The sequence below is a fragment of the Pseudomonas sp. LB3P14 genome (assembly GCF_054898045.1).
Genome location: NZ_CM142714.1, coordinates 2,097,790 through 2,115,429, shown reverse-complemented (window position 1 = coordinate 2,115,429; position 17,640 = coordinate 2,097,790). Strand labels below are relative to the sequence as shown.

The following is a 17,640-nucleotide window of genomic DNA, read 5'->3' as shown; positions in this document are numbered from 1 at the left end:
GGAATCGTATGAGCCTGTTACCTGACGCGGTTTGCTGGCACGAGGGCATGCAGTTGTTGCCCCAGCATTTTCAGTTACAAGGGCTGCGGGCCGAGGCGCTGGTGGCGCATTTTGCCCAGGCTTGTAATCCGTGGTTCTGGGGTGTGAACCGTGTCGAAGTCGACCCCGGTGCACTGAGTGCCGGGCTGGTGCGGTTAATCAATCTTCAAGCGACGATGCCCGACGGTTTGCCGGTCAACCTGCAAGCCGGCGTGGGGCCGACGCTGGAGCTCGACGTCGGTGAAGCCGTCAACGCCACCGACGACGCCACAGTCACGGTGTACCTGGCGGTCAGTCCGTTGTGGCGCGCCGGGCAGTTGCTGCCGCTCAAGGGCCGACTGCAATCGGTGGTCGGCGATGCGTTGCCGGATTTGACCAGCGGCGAGTATCCCGAATCCATCACCGTGTGGCGGCCGAACCCGCGTTTGTGCACGCAGCTCAACAAGGCCGATTCCATCTGCCTGCCGCTGCTGAAAATTCGCAAGGAGGGCGGCGGTTTTATCCCGTTGCCTTACACGCCGCCCACGCCAATTCTGTTGCCCGAATCTGTCATCGGCCGGCGGGTGGCCGGTTTGTGTGCCCGGGCGCGGGAGAAATGCATGTTCCTGGCCGGCCGTTTGCGTCAGGCCCAGCAGGCCGGCAATCAGGACGACGCAATGGAAATTCGTCGCCAGTTGACGGCGCTTTGGGCTCGGTTGCCGGAGGTCGAAGGCATGCTGAGCAGCCGCCAGGCCAACCCGCAGACCCTGTATGGCTTGTTGCTCGGACTGGCCGGCGCCTGGTCGGCGCTGGACCCGTTGGCCGGTGTACCGCCGTTTGCACCGTTGGATTTTCTGGAGCTGCAACGCGGCTATGAAGCGGTCCTCGACTGGCTGGAGAAAACCCTCGAATTGATTCGCGCCGGGTATCGCAGCCTGCCGTTTGCGCGCAGTGAACAGAGCTTCTCGATTCAACTGCCCGACGATCAGCCGAGCCAGCGTGTGGTCATCGGTTTGCGCATGCCCAACGGTGTCGGCGAGCAGGCCGCCAGCGAATGGCTGAGCGGCGCGATCATCGCGTCGCAGCCACACATTCCGTTGCTCAGTCGTCAGCGCATGAGCGGTTTGCCGCATCAGGCCATGAGCCGCAACGAGCAGGTGGCCTACAGCGTCGGCGACGATACACGCTTGTTTGTGGTGACGGCCGAGGGCCAATGGTTCGACGGGCAATTGCCGTTGTTGATTGTCGCGCCGGCCTCAAAACCGGCGAGCAGCCCATGGCAAGTGGTGTTGTTTGTGGCCCAGGCGAGTGAAAGTGCTTGATCAAGGAAGGGGCGTCATATGTCTGAGGGAAATGCCGGTGCGGGTACGCGGGGCCTCCACGAAGCACCGCTGAGCAGTGCGTTTCGCGAGGCCTGGCTGCAATGGTCCGAGCAATGGAGCGAGTTGCCCAAGGACAGTGACGACGAGGCGCTGGTGGAGGCGGTGGTCGACCTGTCGACGCAAATCTCCCAACGCCTGTGGCGCACGGCGTTCGCCCGGGTCGGCGACGCCGCGACCGAACAGGTCAAGGCGCTGGTCTATGCCTTTGTCGCGCTGATCGATGAAACCCTGGTATTTAGCCCGTGGCCGGGCCAGTCCGCCTGGCAGGAAACCCCCCTGGAATCGAGGATGTACGCCAGTCGTCAGGCCGGTGAAAGGCTGCCGTTGGCCATCAAGGCGCTGCTGGACGAGCAGATTCCCACCACCCGCGACCTGGCCAATGTCTATTTGCAGTGCCTGGTGTTGGGATTTGAGGGGCGGCTGCGGGGCGAGCAGAGTCAGGCCCAACATGAAAAATTACGCCTGGCGCTGTTCACTTTTGCCTGGCAGCACGAAGCGGATTATGCCGATGTCAGCGCCAGGCTTGCGCAGCCTTCGGCCGTGCCGCCGCTGCAGTTGCCCGTGCGTCTGTCGATGCCCGATGGTTTTCGCCTGGGCCTGGGGATTCTTGCCATGGTCCTGTTACTGACCGGGTTGGGGCAGTTGTTCTGGCGGGATATTCGCCAGGAGCTCGAGCCGGTCTTGCAGATGACCGATTCGGTTGCCGCCTCGGAGCAAGACTCATGAGCACCCTGGAGATTGTCGGCCTCGTCATCGCGGTGCTGTTGGTACTGATCATTATCGGGGTGGCAGTCTGGTGGTTGCGCACCCAGAGCGGGGCGGCGATCCGCAGTTTTTATGCCTCGGTGCGGCACATGGAGCAGGAGCAGGGTGCTCAGGACCGTTACCAGATTCCATGGTTGCTGATGCTCGGCAACGAAACCCAGGGCACGCAGTTGTGCACCCAGTGGCGCCTGCAACCGACGGACAAACCGGCCTGGTTCGGGCGCTGGTGGTCGGACCCCGAAGGCGCGGTGCTGGTGGTGCCTCAGGCGCTGTTTTTGCCGGATGAAGGCATGAACCTGCAACGGGGCGGCTGGTGGCGCTTGTTGGGATTGATTCTGCGCTTGCGCAGCAAACGACCACTGGACGGGGTGATCTGGACCGTGCCGGTCAGTCGCCTGGGCAATGTCGAACAGGCCGCGACCCTCGGCCTGGCGGCTCGCCGGCGCTTTATCGATCTGTTGCAAAGGTTCGGTCTGAGCCTGCCGGTATACGTGGTCATTACCGGCCTGGAAGAGCTGCCGGGTTTTCAGGAGTTGATCACTGCACTGCCGGTCGAGGCCCGCGAGCGGACGCTGGGCTGGTCCTCGCCCTTTGGTCCCGATGCGATCTGGCAAGCGCAATGGAGTGATCAGGCGCTGGACCAGGTTAATCGGGTCTTGTCGGAATCGATTATCGAGATCGGTGCCTTGTCCGGCCGTTTGAGTGGTGAGTTGTATGGTTTGCCGGAACGCCTTGAAGCCTTGAGGCGCAACCTGCAAACCCTGCTGGAACCGGTTTTTCAAGGCAATGCCCAAGGCGAGGCGCCGCGTTTTCGAGGCGTTTATTTCACGGCCAACCAGCCTGCACAGGACGCTCTCGAGGGGTTCTCGGCCTACGACACCGGGTTGCAGCAGAGCGCCTTCGCCCGGCAATTGTGGCAACGACGGGTGGTCGCCGAACGGGGGCTGGCCCAGGTCGTGCCACGCTTGTTGCGCCTGCGTCAGCGCTGGCAGCGACTGACCGGCGTGGTGGCGCTGGTGATCGGTGTGGTCTGGATCGCAGGCATGCTCTGGGTCTGGCAGGACTCGGTCAAGGAGGCCCATGAACTGTCGCGCCTGTTGCAAGGGGCGCAGAAGAATTACGTGGTGGTCACGGATGAATCTCATCGGGTGGAGGCGACCCGCCGCAACGTCCAGGGATTCTGGCGGGTAGTGGAGAAGGCCCCGCGCTGGAGCTTCACGTCTGTGGTGTTTCCCACTTCCTGGTTCTCGTCCCTGGACGTGCAATTGGAAAATCAACTGCGCTTGACCGCCCAGAGCCATTTGTTGCAGCCGTTGCACAACCTGCTGAACGCGGAGTTGGCGCAACTCAAGGCCATTCGCAACACCGAACGACGCGGTAACGTTGAGAGCGAAGACCCGGCCCAATGGCAAAACTACGTCAAGGCCAAGGATCTGGTAGAGCGGGCGGTACGTCTTGAGCAACAGAACCAGTGGTTCAATCAGGCGCTGAATAACCCCAAGGCGCCCCTCGAAGACCTGGTGTCGCTGAGCAACAACGCCTTGTCCCTGAACTTCAATGTCGGCACGTTGCGCCATGCCGGTTTTTACAACCGGGTGTTGTTCGATGCTGATGGCAGCGACTTGAAACCGCTGGACCTGGCCATGGAGCGCCCGGTGATAGAGGAAAACTTTTCCGGGCTCATGGAGCGCTGGCTTGACCAGTATTTTCTCGCTGACAACTTCGTACGCCAGGCCGGGTATCTCAGGTTGCACCTGGAGCGGCTGGAGGCCGGCAGTGGCAACTCCCTCACTGAGCTTGAGGACCTGCGGGCGCTGATCGACGACCTGCAAGCGCTGATCGGCCTGACCAATTCGGCGTGGAGTCGCGGCAAGGGTCAGGATCTGGTGCCTGGCTATCGCGAGCTGATGGACAAGGTGCGCCAGAGCACCTTGCTCGGCCCGCAGGTCGAGCAACAATTGGATCAGCAAGCGTCGAAGTTGCAACAAAGCTTTCGCGATCAGTGGATCGCCCAGGTCGGATCCAGAGGCAACTTGCTGGTACAGCAAGGTAGCGGGCAGCTGGCGTTACAAGAGCATGTCAGCCAGTTGAACAACGCGGTGCAGGCCTTGTTCAAACGCGATTTCGTGGCCATTGCCTTGCGTGCGGATCAGTCTGATACCAGCGACATGCAGGGGCAGAATGCCGATGACGATGACCTCAACGCTGCGCTGAACTATTTCGCCAGTTACAAGCGTTACGCCGCCGAAGAACTGCCGCGCATCCCGCCGGATTATCGCGGTGCGTTGCTGCAGGCTGCTGAAGGTGCAGCGGCCAAGGCCATGTGGTTGAGCCTCAAGGACCACAATGACCAGTCTCACGCCTACGGGGTGTTCAATGTGCAGGCGCCTCAGGCGGTGGCCTTGCAGAAAGCCTTTGTCGAGTTACGCCGCAGCGACCTGGCGACGCGTTTGCAAAGCGCCTTGAACCGCCGCGCCCTGAACCAGGTTGTCGACGGCATGGGTGAAATCGTCGCCCAGCCGCTCTTCAGCGAACGCACTGAAATCAGCCAGTGGGACGGCTCGAAGAACCTCGGTCTGCAACTGTATGGCGCCAGCGATGTGCAGGATTTGAAGCTGAGCCTCAAGCAGCAATTCAATACCATGCTGGGCATCACCGAACGGCGCACCTCGGCGCTGGAGTGGTTGAAAACCCAGCAGCAGAATCTCTCGGCGCTGGATTACGAGCGGGTGACACAATTCAGCGCGCTCAACGATGAACTGCTCAAGTACAGGGACCAGAATCCCGCCAGTTCACCGGCCCAGATCGAGCAGTTGGTGAGCCGCGACTTCATCGAAATGGATGCCACGTCCTGCGGCCAGATCCTGCAAACCGCCAGCCTGTCCGGCGGACGCGGGACGTTGGCCCTGCGCGCCCTGGATCTGCAGCAAAGCGCCATGCAACGCTGTCAGTACCTGCAACAGCAACAGGCGTCGGCGGCGTGGAACGACCTGGCCAACTATTTTAACCAATACTTGGCCGAGCGCTTTCCGTTTGCCAATGGTCTGCGGGCCGCCGACGCCGACCCTGCGCGGGTCCAGCATTTCCTGGAACTGATCGACAAACGTTTACCGGTCGCCCAGGCCGGGTTGCAGCTCAGTCAGACGCCGGAGCGCCTGGCCGCCGAGGATTTTCTCAACCGTTTGAAGCAGGCCAGTACCTGGCTGGGGCCGCTGTTTGTGCGGGACAAGAGCGGTATCCTCGGCGTTGAAATGGACGTGCGCTGGCGCACTGATCGAGAGGAGGAGCGCGGTGCTGACCAAGTGATCGCCTGGAGTTTGAATGCCGGCAATCAACAGATCAGCTACCCCGGCGAAACCCAGCCGAACCTGCGCTGGATGGTCGGTCAATCTGTCCGGCTGACGTTGCGCTGGGCCAGAAATGGCTCCCAGCGCCCGGCCAACGATCCGTTGCAGCCCAGCCTGGTTGTGCGCGATCTTGAAGCCGGTTGGGAGTACAGCGGTCCCTGGTCGTTGCTGCGTTTGATCCGTTCGCACCAGTCGGTGCAGCGCCAGCCGAATATGGACTACACAGACTTTCCGCTGACGTTGCGCCTGCCGGTGACGGCACAGACCAGTACAGCCGAGCAGACGTTGATGTTTGTTCGCCTGTCGTTGATGACCCAGGGTTCGAAGCTGCCGTTATCCATTCAACCGCTGCCCACCCGAGCCCCGCGCACACCGTTCATGGTGACAGGGGCAACGGCGGCTGCGGCGGTCATGACTCAGGAGGAGGGCCTGTGAACCTGCCTTCAAAACCGTTGCCGGATCTGATTGCCCGGTTGCTTGAGCCGATCAGCGAGGAGGCACCTTGCGGTCAGGATTTGCGCTATGAACATGAGTTCGACCAGGCGCGCGAATTACGCCGCGAAGACGACACAAGCCTGCCGACGGGCGTCTGGCAGTCGTCGATCAAGCGGGCGCAATGGCCTGCTCTGGAAAAGCTGACCACGACCTTGCTGCTGGAGCGCAGCAAGGACCTGATGCTTTGCGCCTGGCTCGGTGAGGCCTGGTTGCATCAGGACGGGCTGGAAGGGTTGCCGGGCAGCCTCGCGCTGGTTGCCGGGTTATGCGAGCGCTATCCCGAGCACCTTCATCCTCAAGCTGAGGGCGGTGATCAGTCATGGCGGGTGATACCGCTTGAATGGCTGGCTCGACGCTACAGTGAAGTGCTGCTGACCCGGGTGCCGTTGCTGGATCCGCGTAACGGCGAATTCGATGGCTTGTGTCTGGATGCCTGGCGACGGTTGCAGCTGCAACAGGTGCTGGTCAATGACAGTAAGGCGGCGAAAACCTCGGCGGAAACGGCGCGCAGCGAACAGAAAAAACTCACCGAGCAGATTCGCGCAACGCCCCTGTCATTCTGGTTGCACAGCCAGGGGAGTCTGCTGTTGAGCCTGCAGCATCTGCAACGGCTGGAAGACTGGAGCGACGCCTATCTCGGCACCCAGGCGCCGGGCTTCAAAGCCTTGCAAGACGTGATCGGGGCGTTATTGACGCTGGTTCAGGAGTTCATCGCCATGCACCCACGACAGTTAACCGAAGTCCCTGTCGAGGCACCGTCAGTGTCGGCGCCTGGCCCTGCCGATTTACCGCAAGCCACATCGGCGCCTCTGGTGTTTCGCGAGCCGGCGAGTCGCGAAGAGGCGTATCGGCAATTGCTGTTGATTGCCGAGTACCTGGCGCGCACCGAACCCCACAGCCCGGTCCCTTATTTGATCCGGCGCGGGGTGGAGTGGGGCAACAAGCCCCTGAGCGAACTGCTGGGTGAACTGATCTCGGCCGATGCCGAATCCCGTCGCCTCTGGACGCTGTTGGGCGTCCTTTAATCAATGACCTTACGAAGCTGTGATTGTTGGGGTAGGTCAACAGGTGTCAATACCGGATTCCCGGAGAAGAACGCCACCAGGTTGCGACCTACCAGTTCCACAGTGCCTTGAGTGGCTTCCGGGGACAGACCGGCGACATGCGGGGTGAGGATCACATTGGCCAACGCCTTGAGGGCATTCGGCACCTGGGGTTCTGCGTCGAAGACATCCAGCGCAGCGCCGGCGATTCTGCGCTGCTCAAGCGCGCTGATCAGGTCGGCGGTGACGATCACGCTGGCTCTGGCGATGTTGACGATGAACCCATTAGGCCCCAGGGCGTCGAGTACCTGTCGGTTGATCAGGTGTTTGGTGCCCAGGCCACCGGGGGCGGCAATGATCAAAAAGTCTGAGGTGCGTGCCAGCTCGGTGGGGGTCGAGCAGAAACTGTATGGCACGTCGCTGCGATGTTGGCGGTTGTGGTAACTGACGGTCATGTCGAAGCCGTTGGCGGCGCGTTTGGCGATGGCCATGCCGACCGCCCCGAGCCCCAGGATGCCCAGGCGCTTGCCGGCCAGGGAAGGGCGCATGATTTTTGGCCACTCACCTCGGCGCACGGCGGCGTCGCAACGTGGAATATCACGCACCAGCGAGAGCAGCATCGCCATGGCATGGTCGGCGACCGAAGAGGCATTGACTCCGGCGCCATTGGTGACGGTGATGTCCCGGTCGGCGGCGGCTTGCAGATCGACGTGCTCGTAACCGGCGCCGATCACGCAGATGATCTTGAGGTTGGGCAGGGCAGCGATTTCATCGGCATACAGGCCCAATGGGCCACGGGTCAGCACCGCATCGATCTGGGCCCCATGCCGTGTGATGGCATCGGCGCGCTCGGCAGGCGTGGGCGCCAGAATCAGGTGAAAGCCCTGATGTTCGAGAATCGGCAGGTAATCATTGATGGTTTCAACCAGTACCAGAACGGTTGCGGGCATGCTGGGCTCCTGTGGGCATCGGAAAGTTGGGGCTCGAACGTCGCTTCAGATTGCTGATTCCGGAACGGTTTGGCAATCACGAAAGGTCACAGACTCGTGGCCTGCGACCTCAGTGTAGGAGCGTTCGGCAGCTCTTACCTCCCCACAGTGTTCAACATTTTTGCGAACGCACCGTTCAACGTCGCTGCGCTGTGTTTATCTTTTAAACGGTCGTGTCCGAGGTGAGAAACGTGCGGGCCGCGTCGAGAATTTCATCGGACAAGGCGTCACCACGGGTAGCGCGGGCCAGGGTCAGGGCGCCGACCATCAGCGAATAGCCCACCAACGCTCTTTGCCGATTGACGTCGGGCTGACCTGCGCCCATCAGCGGTGCCAGCATCTGCAGCAATGCCTCCAGCCCTTGGGTATAGGTCTGGTGCAAACCACTTTCAGCGGTTTCATGACACATGTCACCGGCAAACGCGGTCACCGGGCAGCTTTCGCCCGGATTGTCGCGATTGGCCGCGGACAGGTAGGGCGCAATGATGCTCTCGCGGGCCGAGAGGCTGTCGTCGTTAGCCTCTATTTTCTGCTTCCAGCGTTCCATCGATTGAGTGAACGCTCGGCTGCACGCCTCTTGCGCCAGCGCTTCCTTGGATTCGAAGTGGCCGTAGAACCCGCCATGGGTGAGGCCGGCGGCCCCCATCACATCGACGACACTGATTCCATGCAGGCCGCGTTCGCGAAACAGACGTGTGGCGGCCTCGACGATGATCTCGCGGTTGAGTTCGGCTTGTTTGCGGGAGACTCGGGGCATTGGCGGCTCACAGGTTTTGAAACGTATAGATGACCGGCATCATAGGGAACTGCCGATGTTGTGTCTCCCTGACGGTTGGGTTCAGTGGCTCGGTTTCGTCGCGATCGTCGGCCCGGGCGTAGGGTTTTTCTTCCCGGATTGCAGGACATAGACCCCACCCAGAATCAGCAGCATCGCCAACAGGTCCAGGCTCTTGATCGGCTCGCCCACCAGCAGCGTGCCAATCAGCAGCGCAATGACAGGGGGGATGTAAGTGACGCCCGACGCGGCGAGCGCACCCAGACGCTGCACGATGAAGTAATAAAGGATGTAGGCGATGCCGGTCCCGGCCAGGCCCAAGCCCAAGCCCAGGATCACACCCACCAAGGCCACCGGATCAGCAGAGATCCGCGCCATGCCGTGCATGTCGGTGATCAGCGTGATCAGCAACAGCGCCAAACCGATCTGATAAGTCGACAGCGCCAGCGGCGACAAGCCTAATGGCGTGATGAAGCGCCGGGCATAGACAAAGGAACAGCCCACACTCAGCGAACCGGCGATCATGTACAGCACGCCGCTGACATCGACACCGGCCGCGAGGCTGTTCCACGGTCGGGCAATCAGAATCACTCCGACAAATCCCAGGAAAATGCCGAAGGCCGTGCGGGAATTCAACGGTTCTGCGCGCAGGAAAAGCCACGCAGTCACGAAGGAAAACAGCGGGATCGCGCCGCTGAGCATCCCGGCCACGCTGGATAAGAGCAGCGAGGTGCCTTTGGCGAATGCATAGTAGTAAATCACCGTCGCCAGCAGCGCCATGACCAGAAAATGATGGCTGTGACGCCAGTGCGACCAGCTCAGGCTACGGCGCAGGAGGGCGAAGATCAGAATTGGCAGGAACCCGAACAGCACCCGCAGAAAGACGATCTGTGTCGGTGAAATCCACGCAGCCGCCCACTTCATGAAGATGAAATTGGTGCCCCAGATCAGGCCGAGCAAAGCGAACGCGATATACGCGGCCTGTTTCATGGATGTTCTCCCGGGGCTGGTGCAAAGAGCAAAGGTGTATCGAACATCAGACTGCTCAAACGGCGTATTGAGCAATGCCGTTACCAAACGACCAGTTCTCTTTCTTTACTTCCACCAGATTAATGAAAACATCTTCCAGCCGCACCGCCAGTTCCGCGTGAAGGCTCTCGGCGATGGTTTTGTAGAGGAGTTTTTTCTGCTCGATGGTGCGGCCTTCGCTCAGGGTGATCTGAATCACCACCAGATTGTCGGTGCGATTGATGCCCAGGTAGCCGGGATCGAAGATGAAATGCTGTTCATCGTGCTCGGCAAGAATCTGGAAGTTATCGTTCTCCGGCACGCCAATGGCGCTGTGCATGGCGGCGTAGATCAATTGCCCGACACGTTTGGCGAAAGTCGGGTCCTGGTTCTTTTTGATGTCGACGCGAACGAGTGGCATGAGTGTCTCCGCAAGTGAGGGCTGCCGGTCAGCAGACAGGATTAAAAATACATGACGCCAATCCTTTATCGAATAGATTTTTTAAAACATCTATTTGATAAAGGGGGCAGTGTGTCTGATCCGCACAACCACTCCTCAGCTAAGTCTTTGCTTCTGCTCATTAATCCCGGACAATCGCGCCCCTGTTTCGGCCAGGGCGCTGCCTGTCGGATTTTTCCGACTCGTCCTGACCGGGTAGCAACTGACCGGAATGCGGAGATCCCACCGGATGAATGATCAGGCCAATAGCGTCGACGAACGCTATGTATCGGCGGCACCAGCGACGCTTGAGAGCTGGAATCGCCAAGACACCACCTGGATGCTGGGCCTGTTTGGCACGGCCATCGGGGCCGGCACGCTGTTTTTGCCGATCAACGCGGGTCTGGGCGGCTTCTGGCCGTTGCTGGTCCTGGCGGTGTTGGCGTTCCCCATGACTTTTTACGCACACCGTGGCCTGACACGCTTTGTGTTGTCCGGACGCGAAGGCGCGGACATCACTGAAGTGGTGGAAGAGCACTTCGGGATCAAGGCCGGCGCGCTGATCACCTTGCTGTACTTCTTCGCGATTTTTCCGATCCTGCTGATCTACAGTGTGGCCTTGACCAATACCGTGGGCAGCTTCCTCGAGCATCAACTGCACATCATGCCGCCACCGCGCGCCGTGCTGTCGTTCGTGCTGATCCTCGGCCTGTTGGCGGTGGTACGTTGTGGCGAGCAAGCGATCGTCAAGGCCATGAGCCTGATGGTTTATCCGTTCATTGTTGCGCTGCTGTTCCTCGCGGTGTTCCTGATTCCTCACTGGAACGGCGGCATCCTCGCCACCGCTTCGACGCTGCCAGAACCATCGGCACTGCTGCACACGCTGTGGCTGGCGATTCCGGTGATGGTGTTCTCGTTCAACCATTCGCCGATCATCTCGGCATTCGCGGTCGACCAGAAGCGCCGTTACGGCGAGCACGCCGAAGCGCGCAGCTCGCAGATCCTGTCTCGCGCCCACGCCTTGATGGTGGTGATGGTGCTGTTCTTCGTTTTCAGTTGTGTGCTGACCCTGTCGCCAGCGCAATTGGCGGATGCCAAGGCGCAGAACCTGTCGATCCTGTCGTACCTGGCCAACCACTTCAGCAACCCGACCATCGCGTTTGCGGCGCCGTTGATTGCGTTCGTGGCCATTTCCAAGTCGTTTCTCGGGCACTACATTGGTGCCAGTGAAGGCTTGAAAGGCCTGATCGTGAAGAGCGGCAAACGCCCGGCGCCGAAGACGCTGGACCGTATGACCGCGGCGTTCATGCTGGTGGTGTGCTGGATTGTGGCGACGCTGAACCCGAGCATTCTGGGGATGATCGAAACCCTCGGTGGCCCGATCATCGCCGCGATCCTGTTCCTGATGCCGATGTACGCGATCCGCAAGGTGCCGGCCATGGCGCGCTTTCGTGGCCAAGCGTCCAATGTGTTTGTGACGGCCGTTGGTTTGGTGGCTATTTCGGCGTTGATTTATTCGCTGAGTGCCTGATCGCTTCGGGCTCGCTTGATTGATGAAATGATTACGGCTGATCCGCATTGCGGGTTGGCCGTTTTTTTGATTGCTGGGTGTTGAGGTTGTACACGGGTCGATTGTGGGAGCTGGCTTGCCTGCGATGGCTGTGTATCTGGCGACTGGTTTTTTGATGGTGTACATATCCGTTTCTGCGGTAGCGGCGGCTGACGGTTTCGCTTTTACAGCGAGTCACTTGGAAGAGCGCCAAGTAACCAAGCGCTCTTGCCCCTGACGTCCGGTGCCTCGCTTAGGCTCGGCATGCCCTCGCTCCGGTCCTGCTCCGTGGGCCCGCCGCCATCGGCCATCCATGGCCGGGGGCGGCTACCGTGGCATCCCTGCCGCGGTGCCCACTGCGCAGAACCTCCGCTCGGCCTTCCGACGGGGCAGATCAAGATCAAAAGCCGAAGCCAAAGCAAGATCAACAGCCCCCCGCCGTTCACTCACTGATCGTTCCCATGCTCCGCGTGGGAATGCATCCCGTGACGCTCCGCGTCACCAGTGCGCAGGACTTAAGTCTTGCGTCGACAGCGGGACGCGGAGCGTCCCCGGCGGCATTCCCACGCGGAGCATCACTAGTGTCCGGTAAAACACGAGGGGGGAGCTTGCTCCCCCTTGCTGTTGGCGGCTGTGAGGCATAATCGGACTTTTCAGACTCGATTTTGACTTATGTTTTCCAGCACCCGTTTAACCCAACTACTCAGTGCGATCCCGCGCCAGTTTTTCCAGCAATCCATCGAAACACACCAAGCTGATCGCTACGTCAAACGCTGCACGACCTGGCAATTGCTGGTAACACTAATCAGCGGCCATTTGACCCAAGCCTCAAGCCTGCGGTCCTTGGCGACTATCTCCGAAAATTTCGGCCCGCATAGCTACCATCTCAAAGCCGGCCCTATTGCCCGCTCGACAATGTCCGATGCCTTGAACAAGCGTGACTACCGGCCATTACAGGACCTTTGCGGGTACCTGATGAGCGCCGTCAGCCGCCAGCAGCGCAAGGAGGTCGGGGCTATGGTTAGCCTGATTGACTCCACGTCGATCAGCTTGCGCGGACCTCACTTCGATGGCTGGACAGCCGCGACGAAAACCCGCATCACCCAAGGCCTCAAAGTGCATGTCGGGCTGGATCTGGCGCAACTGGCCCCGGTGTACGTGAACATTACGCCTGCCAACGTCAACGACCTGAGCGATGCACTGGAAATGCCGATCCAGGCCGGCATGACGTATGTTTTCGACAAGGGCTACTGCGATTACAACTGGTGGCACAAGTTGCAGACCAAAGGTGCTTTTTTCGTCACCCGCCTGAAGAAAAACGCCAATATCAAAGTGCTGCATGAGCACTCGACCGTGACTGAGCAAAGCTCGGTCATGACCGATGAAGTTGTCCAGTTTGGCAAAAAACATTTGGCCGGCAAACGCCTGAACGACTACTGGGAAAAGTCGGTAAGACGCGTCGTGGTTGAGCGCGAGGGGCATGCGACCCCATTAGTTCTGGTGACCAACGACTTCACGAGGACAGCTGAAGAAATCGCGTCCTTGTACAAAGATCGTTGGCAGATCGAGCTATTTTTCAAGTGGATCAAACAACATCTGAAGCTCAAACGCTTTTATGCCTACTCCGAAAATGCGGTGCGTTTGCAGATTTACAGTGCCTTGATCAGCTATCTGTTACTGCAAATATTCCATCGTCGCTCAGGATTTACCGGCTCGTTGTTCGAGCTGACGGTTCGCATAGTTCATGTCCTGTTTGAACGACCCGAAACCCCAGTATTGAGGGATCGACGAAGGCAGGAGCGAGAAAAGTTGAAGGCTGCCCAAGGCAGCCTTCCGCTATGAAGCATGTTTACCGGACACTAGTGACGCGGAGCATGGGAACGATCAGGTCAGAAGAACGCGTGCCCTTGAGCCCAGGCCGGCCGGTAGGCCGCCTCGCTTTTGCTTTTGCGGTGCACGCCCTCTCGAGAGGCCGAGTGGAGGTTCTGCGCAGTGGGCAACCCGGCATGGATGGCGGGCCCACGGAGCAGGACCGGAGCGAGGGCATCCCGAGCCTAGGCGAGGCACCGTACGTCAGGGGCAAGAGCGCTTGGTTACTTGGCGCTCTTCCAAGTGACTCGCTGTAAAAGCGAAACCGCCAGCCGCCGCTACCGCAGAAACGGATATGTACACAAAACCCCCGGTCATTCAGCCATAAAAAAACGCCGCACATCTCGCGATGGGCGGCGTTTTTTATGGCGTTGTAACGTTAGGCTTGAACGACCGGGATGTTGGCGTTCGCAGCAGCTTCACGGAACTCGGCGATCTGGTCGAAGGACAGGTAGCGGTAAACATCGGCCGCCATGCTGTCGATCTTGCCAGCGTATTCCATGTACTCCTCGACGGTCGGCAAGCGACCCAGGATGGACGCCACAGACGCCAGCTCGGCCGAAGCCAGGTAGACGTTCGCGCCGTCACCCAGACGGTTCGGGAAGTTACGGGTCGAAGTTGACACCACAGTGGAGTTCGGCTCTACACGTGCCTGGTTACCCATGCACAGCGAGCAGCCTGGCATTTCCATGCGAGCGCCGGCCTTGCCGTAGATGCCGTAGTAGCCTTCTTCGGTCAGCTGGTGAGCGTCCATTTTGGTCGGCGGCGACAGCCACAGACGGGTTGGAAGCTGACCCTTGACCTGATCCAGCAACTTACCGGCAGCGCGGAAGTGACCGATGTTGGTCATGCACGAACCGATGAACACTTCGTCGATCTTCTCGCCAGCAACGCTGGACAGCAGACGGGCGTCGTCCGGATCGTTTGGCGCGCAGAGCACAGGCTCTTTGATGTCGGCCAGGTCGATCTCGATGACTTCAGCGTATTCGGCGTCAGCATCGGCAACCATCAACTCAGGGTTGGCAATCCAGGCTTCCATCGCTTGAGCACGACGTTCCAGAGTACGCGCATCGCCGTAGCCTTCGCCGATCATCCAGCGCAGCAGGGTGACGTTGGAGCTCAGGTACTCGGTGATCGACTCTTTCGACAGCTTGATGGTGCAACCTGCAGCCGAACGTTCGGCCGAGGCGTCGGACAGCTCGAACGCTTGCTCGATGCTCAGGTTGTCCAGGCCTTCGATTTCCAGGATGCGGCCGGAGAAGGCGTTCTTCTTGCCTTTCTTCTCGACGGTCAGCAGGCCAGCCTGAATCGCGAAGTAAGGAATGGCGTGAACCAGGTCACGCAGGGTGACGCCCGGTTGCATTTTGCCTTTGAAGCGCACCAGGATCGATTCCGGCATGTCCAGCGGCATAACGCCAGTGGCTGCGGCGAACGCTACCAGGCCAGAACCGGCCGGGAACGAAATGCCCATTGGGAAACGGGTGTGCGAGTCACCACCGGTACCGACGGTGTCCGGCAGCAGCATACGGTTCAGCCAGCTGTGGATGATGCCGTCGCCCGGACGCAGGGAAACGCCGCCGCGGGTCATGATGAAGTCTGGCAGGGTGTGGTGGGTGGTCACGTCGATCGGCTTTGGATAGGCCGCGGTGTGGCAGAAGGACTGCATCACCAGATCGGTCGAGAAGCCCAGGCACGCCAGGTCTTTCAGTTCGTCACGGGTCATAGGACCGGTGGTGTCCTGAGAGCCGACGGTGGTCATTTTCGGTTCGCAGTAGGTGCCTGGACGAACGCCTTTGCCTTCTGGCAGGCCGCAAGCCTTGCCGACCATTTTCTGTGCCAGGGTGAAGCCCTTGCCGGTGTCGACAGGTGCTTCAGGCAGTTTGAACAGATCGGTAGGGCCCAGGCCCAGCTCTGCACGCGCCTTGTCGGTCAAGCCACGGCCGATGATCAGCGGGATACGGCCGCCGGCACGGACTTCGTCCAACAGCACCGGGGTTTTCATTTCGAAGGTGGTCAGGACTTCGTCGGTACCGTGTTTGCAGACTTTGCCAGCATGCGGATACAGGTCGATCACGTCGCCCATGTTCATGTTGGTCACGTCGAATTCGATCGGCAGTGCGCCAGCATCTTCCATGGTGTTGTAGAAGATCGGAGCGATTTTGCTGCCGAAGCAGAAACCGCCGGCACGCTTGTTCGGCACGTAAGGAACGTCGTCGCCGAAGAACCACAGCACCGAGTTGGTCGCCGATTTACGCGAAGAACCGGTACCGACCACGTCGCCGACGTAGGCGATCGGGAAGCCTTGACCGCGCATTTCTTCGATCTGCTTCATCGGGCCGGTAACGCCTTGGGCGTCAGGCACGATGCCTTCACGGGCCATTTTCAGCATGGCCAGGGCGTGCAGCGGGATGTCCGGGCGGGACCAGGCGTCTGGAGCAGGGGACAGGTCATCGGTGTTGGTTTCGCCGGTGACCTTGAACACGCGCAGGCTGATCTTGTCGGCCAGGGTAGGGCGGTTCTGGAACCACTCGCCGTCAGCCCAGGATTGCAGCACGCCTTTGGCGTGAACGTTACCGTTCTTGGCTTTTTCAGCGACGTCGTGGAAGGCGTCGAACATCAGCAGAGTGTGCTTGAGTTCTTCGGCAGCGACTGGCGCCAGTTCGGCGTCGTCCAGCAGATTCACCAGCGTCACGATGTTGTAGCCGCCCTGCATGGTGCCGAGCAGTTCAACAGCGCGTTTCTTGTCGATCAGAGGGGATTTTGCTTCGCCTTTGGCGAGGGCAGACAGGAAACCGGCCTTGACATAGGCTGCTTCGTCCACGCCAGGCGGAATGCGATTGGTGATCAGGTCAACGAGGAAAGCTTCTTCGCCAGCCGGGGGATTCTTCAGCAGCTCGACCAGGCCTGCAGTTTGTTCGGCGTTAAGCGGCTGGGGAACGATACCCAGTGCTGCACGCTCTTCGATATGTTTGCGGTAGGCTTCAAGCACAGTTATTACCCTCATCAGTGGTCCCAAATGGGTGTCCGGGACGCTCATCCCGAAATTGCCGTACTCATGCGCTGCATGGCGTTGTGAGCCACTTAGCCAGAATTACCGACAATTCCCTACAGAAGCTGCTTTCAAAGTTTTACGCCTGCAGAACGGGAGCTGATGAGGGTTGGCGTTGGGCTTTTCCCCGCTGGAAAAACCCGTCGCCAACACCGCTCTGAAGGAACGACTGTGCTCGTGACGCTTTGAAAACAGCTTCTAACGGACATTGGCGCCTTAAAAGGCTGGCTGATTCTACGGCAAAAAAAAATTAAAGGTAAGTCAGGGTCTATTGGACTTTGGTGGCGTCGCGGCCGTCACCAAAGTCCAATAGACCCTGAGCCCCTGAACTTTGAGGGGTGATGAATGTTAGACAAAGGGCTAACATGCCGACCTGTTCTGCTTTCCCGTGTTCTCCTGACCTATGCCCAATCAGACCATCAAGACCCCCTGCGTCGGCCTCTGCTCCACTGTTTACGGTGATCTGGTGTGCCGTGGCTGCAAGCGCTTCCACCATGAAGTGATCAACTGGAATGGTTACAACGAGGAAGAAAAGCGCGCGGTGTGGCTGCGTCTTGAGCAACTGCTGTCCCAGGTGATGGCCAGCAAGCTGGAGGTTTTCGACCCCCAGCGCCTGCGACTGCAGCTGGAGCAGCGCAAGATCCGCTTTGTGCCGCATCAGTCGGAATATTGCTGGGCCTATCAGTTGATCGCCCGGGGGGCGCGGGTCATCAATAATCTGGAAGCCTACGGAATGGTGCTGATGCCAGAGTTTCGCGACTGGAACCTGCCGGAACTGCGCGACGCCATTGATCGGGAGTTCTTTTTGCTGTCAGAGGCGCATTACCAGCGCTACATCGCGCCGGGTTTCCTCAGGGACGCGTTCAGCGGTTAAATCTTAAAAGCTTCGCGGGCAAGCCTCGCTCCTACGGG

12 protein-coding genes are annotated in these 17,640 nt (G+C 59.8%); 7 read left to right on the top strand and 5 right to left on the bottom strand.

From position 1 onward, the window contains the following. Positions 1-8 precede the first annotated feature (8 nt). The 4 genes from tssK to tssA are packed head-to-tail and all read left to right on the top strand — an operon-like array spanning position 9 to position 7,032. Positions 9-1,340 (top strand): type VI secretion system baseplate subunit TssK, encoded by a 1,332-nt coding sequence (gene tssK, locus ACYZT5_RS09670; protein ID WP_462050891.1) that lies wholly within the window; start codon positions 9-11, stop codon positions 1,338-1,340. An 18-nt stretch (positions 1,341-1,358) separates the two neighbouring features. Next, the gene (locus tag ACYZT5_RS09665) at positions 1,359-2,126 is read left to right on the top strand and encodes a DotU family type IV/VI secretion system protein (RefSeq protein WP_462050890.1); all 768 of its coding nucleotides are present in this window, start codon (positions 1,359-1,361) and stop codon (positions 2,124-2,126) included. Then, positions 2,123-5,947 carry a type VI secretion system protein gene (locus ACYZT5_RS09660; protein ID WP_462050889.1) on the top strand — a complete coding sequence of 1,275 codons (3,825 nt, stop codon included), beginning with the start codon at positions 2,123-2,125 and terminating at the stop codon, positions 5,945-5,947. Before ACYZT5_RS09665 ends, ACYZT5_RS09660 begins: the two co-directional genes overlap by 4 nt. Beyond that, positions 5,944-7,032 (top strand): type VI secretion system protein TssA, encoded by a 1,089-nt coding sequence (tssA, locus tag ACYZT5_RS09655; RefSeq protein WP_462050888.1) that lies wholly within the window; start codon positions 5,944-5,946, stop codon positions 7,030-7,032. Before ACYZT5_RS09660 ends, tssA begins: the two co-directional genes overlap by 4 nt. Here the strand turns inward: tssA and ACYZT5_RS09650 are convergent. The 4 genes from ACYZT5_RS09650 to ACYZT5_RS09635 all read right to left on the bottom strand — a co-directional run bounded on the left by ACYZT5_RS09650 (position 7,029) and on the right by ACYZT5_RS09635 (position 10,243). After that, positions 7,029-8,000, bottom strand: a complete 972-nt coding sequence (locus ACYZT5_RS09650; RefSeq protein WP_462050887.1) for a 2-hydroxyacid dehydrogenase — start codon at positions 7,998-8,000, stop codon at positions 7,029-7,031. The genes tssA and ACYZT5_RS09650 overlap by 4 nt on opposite strands. Positions 8,001-8,202: 202 nt before the next feature. Beyond that, positions 8,203-8,796, bottom strand: coding sequence for a TetR/AcrR family transcriptional regulator (locus ACYZT5_RS09645; protein WP_462050886.1), 594 nt, complete (start codon positions 8,794-8,796; stop codon positions 8,203-8,205). Positions 8,797-8,877: 81 nt separating this feature from the next. Further along, positions 8,878-9,804, bottom strand: a complete 927-nt coding sequence (locus tag ACYZT5_RS09640) for a DMT family transporter (protein ID WP_462050885.1) — start codon at positions 9,802-9,804, stop codon at positions 8,878-8,880. 55 nt (positions 9,805-9,859) lie between these two features. Next, entirely contained in the window at positions 9,860-10,243 is a 384-nt protein-coding gene (locus ACYZT5_RS09635; RefSeq protein ID WP_462050884.1) for a tautomerase family protein, read from the bottom strand. A gap of 268 nt (positions 10,244-10,511) precedes the next feature. Between ACYZT5_RS09635 and ACYZT5_RS09630 the strand changes: the two genes are divergently transcribed. Then, positions 10,512-11,792 (top strand): serine/threonine transporter, encoded by a 1,281-nt coding sequence (locus ACYZT5_RS09630; protein WP_462050883.1) that lies wholly within the window; start codon positions 10,512-10,514, stop codon positions 11,790-11,792. Positions 11,793-12,482: 690 nt separating this feature from the next. Beyond that, positions 12,483-13,652 carry an IS4 family transposase gene (locus tag ACYZT5_RS09625; protein WP_462046742.1) on the top strand — a complete coding sequence of 390 codons (1,170 nt, stop codon included), beginning with the start codon at positions 12,483-12,485 and terminating at the stop codon, positions 13,650-13,652. A 406-nt stretch (positions 13,653-14,058) separates the two neighbouring features. On the opposite strand, the gene acnB is transcribed toward ACYZT5_RS09625, so the two are convergent. Next, complete coding sequence (gene acnB / locus ACYZT5_RS09620; RefSeq protein WP_462052223.1) at positions 14,059-16,668, bottom strand: bifunctional aconitate hydratase 2/2-methylisocitrate dehydratase; 2,610 nt, start codon at positions 16,666-16,668, stop codon at positions 14,059-14,061. 463 nt (positions 16,669-17,131) lie between these two features. Here acnB and ACYZT5_RS09615 point away from each other — a divergent pair, with 463 nt between their 5' ends. Further along, entirely contained in the window at positions 17,132-17,602 is a 471-nt protein-coding gene (locus tag ACYZT5_RS09615; protein ID WP_462050882.1) for a DUF1289 domain-containing protein, read from the top strand. Positions 17,603-17,640 lie beyond the last annotated feature (38 nt).

Coding starts and splice junctions, on each gene's coding strand:
- ACYZT5_RS09645 (WP_462050886.1), bottom strand. CDS start 8,796: ATGCCCCGAGTCTCCCGCAAACAAGCCGAACTCAACCGCGAGATCATC.
- ACYZT5_RS09640 (WP_462050885.1), bottom strand. CDS start 9,804: ATGAAACAGGCCGCGTATATCGCGTTCGCTTTGCTCGGCCTGATCTGG.
- ACYZT5_RS09625 (WP_462046742.1), top strand. CDS start 12,483: ATGTTTTCCAGCACCCGTTTAACCCAACTACTCAGTGCGATCCCGCGC.
- tssK (WP_462050891.1), top strand. CDS start 9: ATGAGCCTGTTACCTGACGCGGTTTGCTGGCACGAGGGCATGCAGTTG.
- ACYZT5_RS09660 (WP_462050889.1), top strand. CDS start 2,123: ATGAGCACCCTGGAGATTGTCGGCCTCGTCATCGCGGTGCTGTTGGTA.
- ACYZT5_RS09630 (WP_462050883.1), top strand. CDS start 10,512: ATGAATGATCAGGCCAATAGCGTCGACGAACGCTATGTATCGGCGGCA.
- ACYZT5_RS09615 (WP_462050882.1), top strand. CDS start 17,132: ATGCCCAATCAGACCATCAAGACCCCCTGCGTCGGCCTCTGCTCCACT.
- ACYZT5_RS09650 (WP_462050887.1), bottom strand. CDS start 8,000: ATGCCCGCAACCGTTCTGGTACTGGTTGAAACCATCAATGATTACCTG.
- ACYZT5_RS09665 (WP_462050890.1), top strand. CDS start 1,359: ATGTCTGAGGGAAATGCCGGTGCGGGTACGCGGGGCCTCCACGAAGCA.
- ACYZT5_RS09635 (WP_462050884.1), bottom strand. CDS start 10,243: ATGCCACTCGTTCGCGTCGACATCAAAAAGAACCAGGACCCGACTTTC.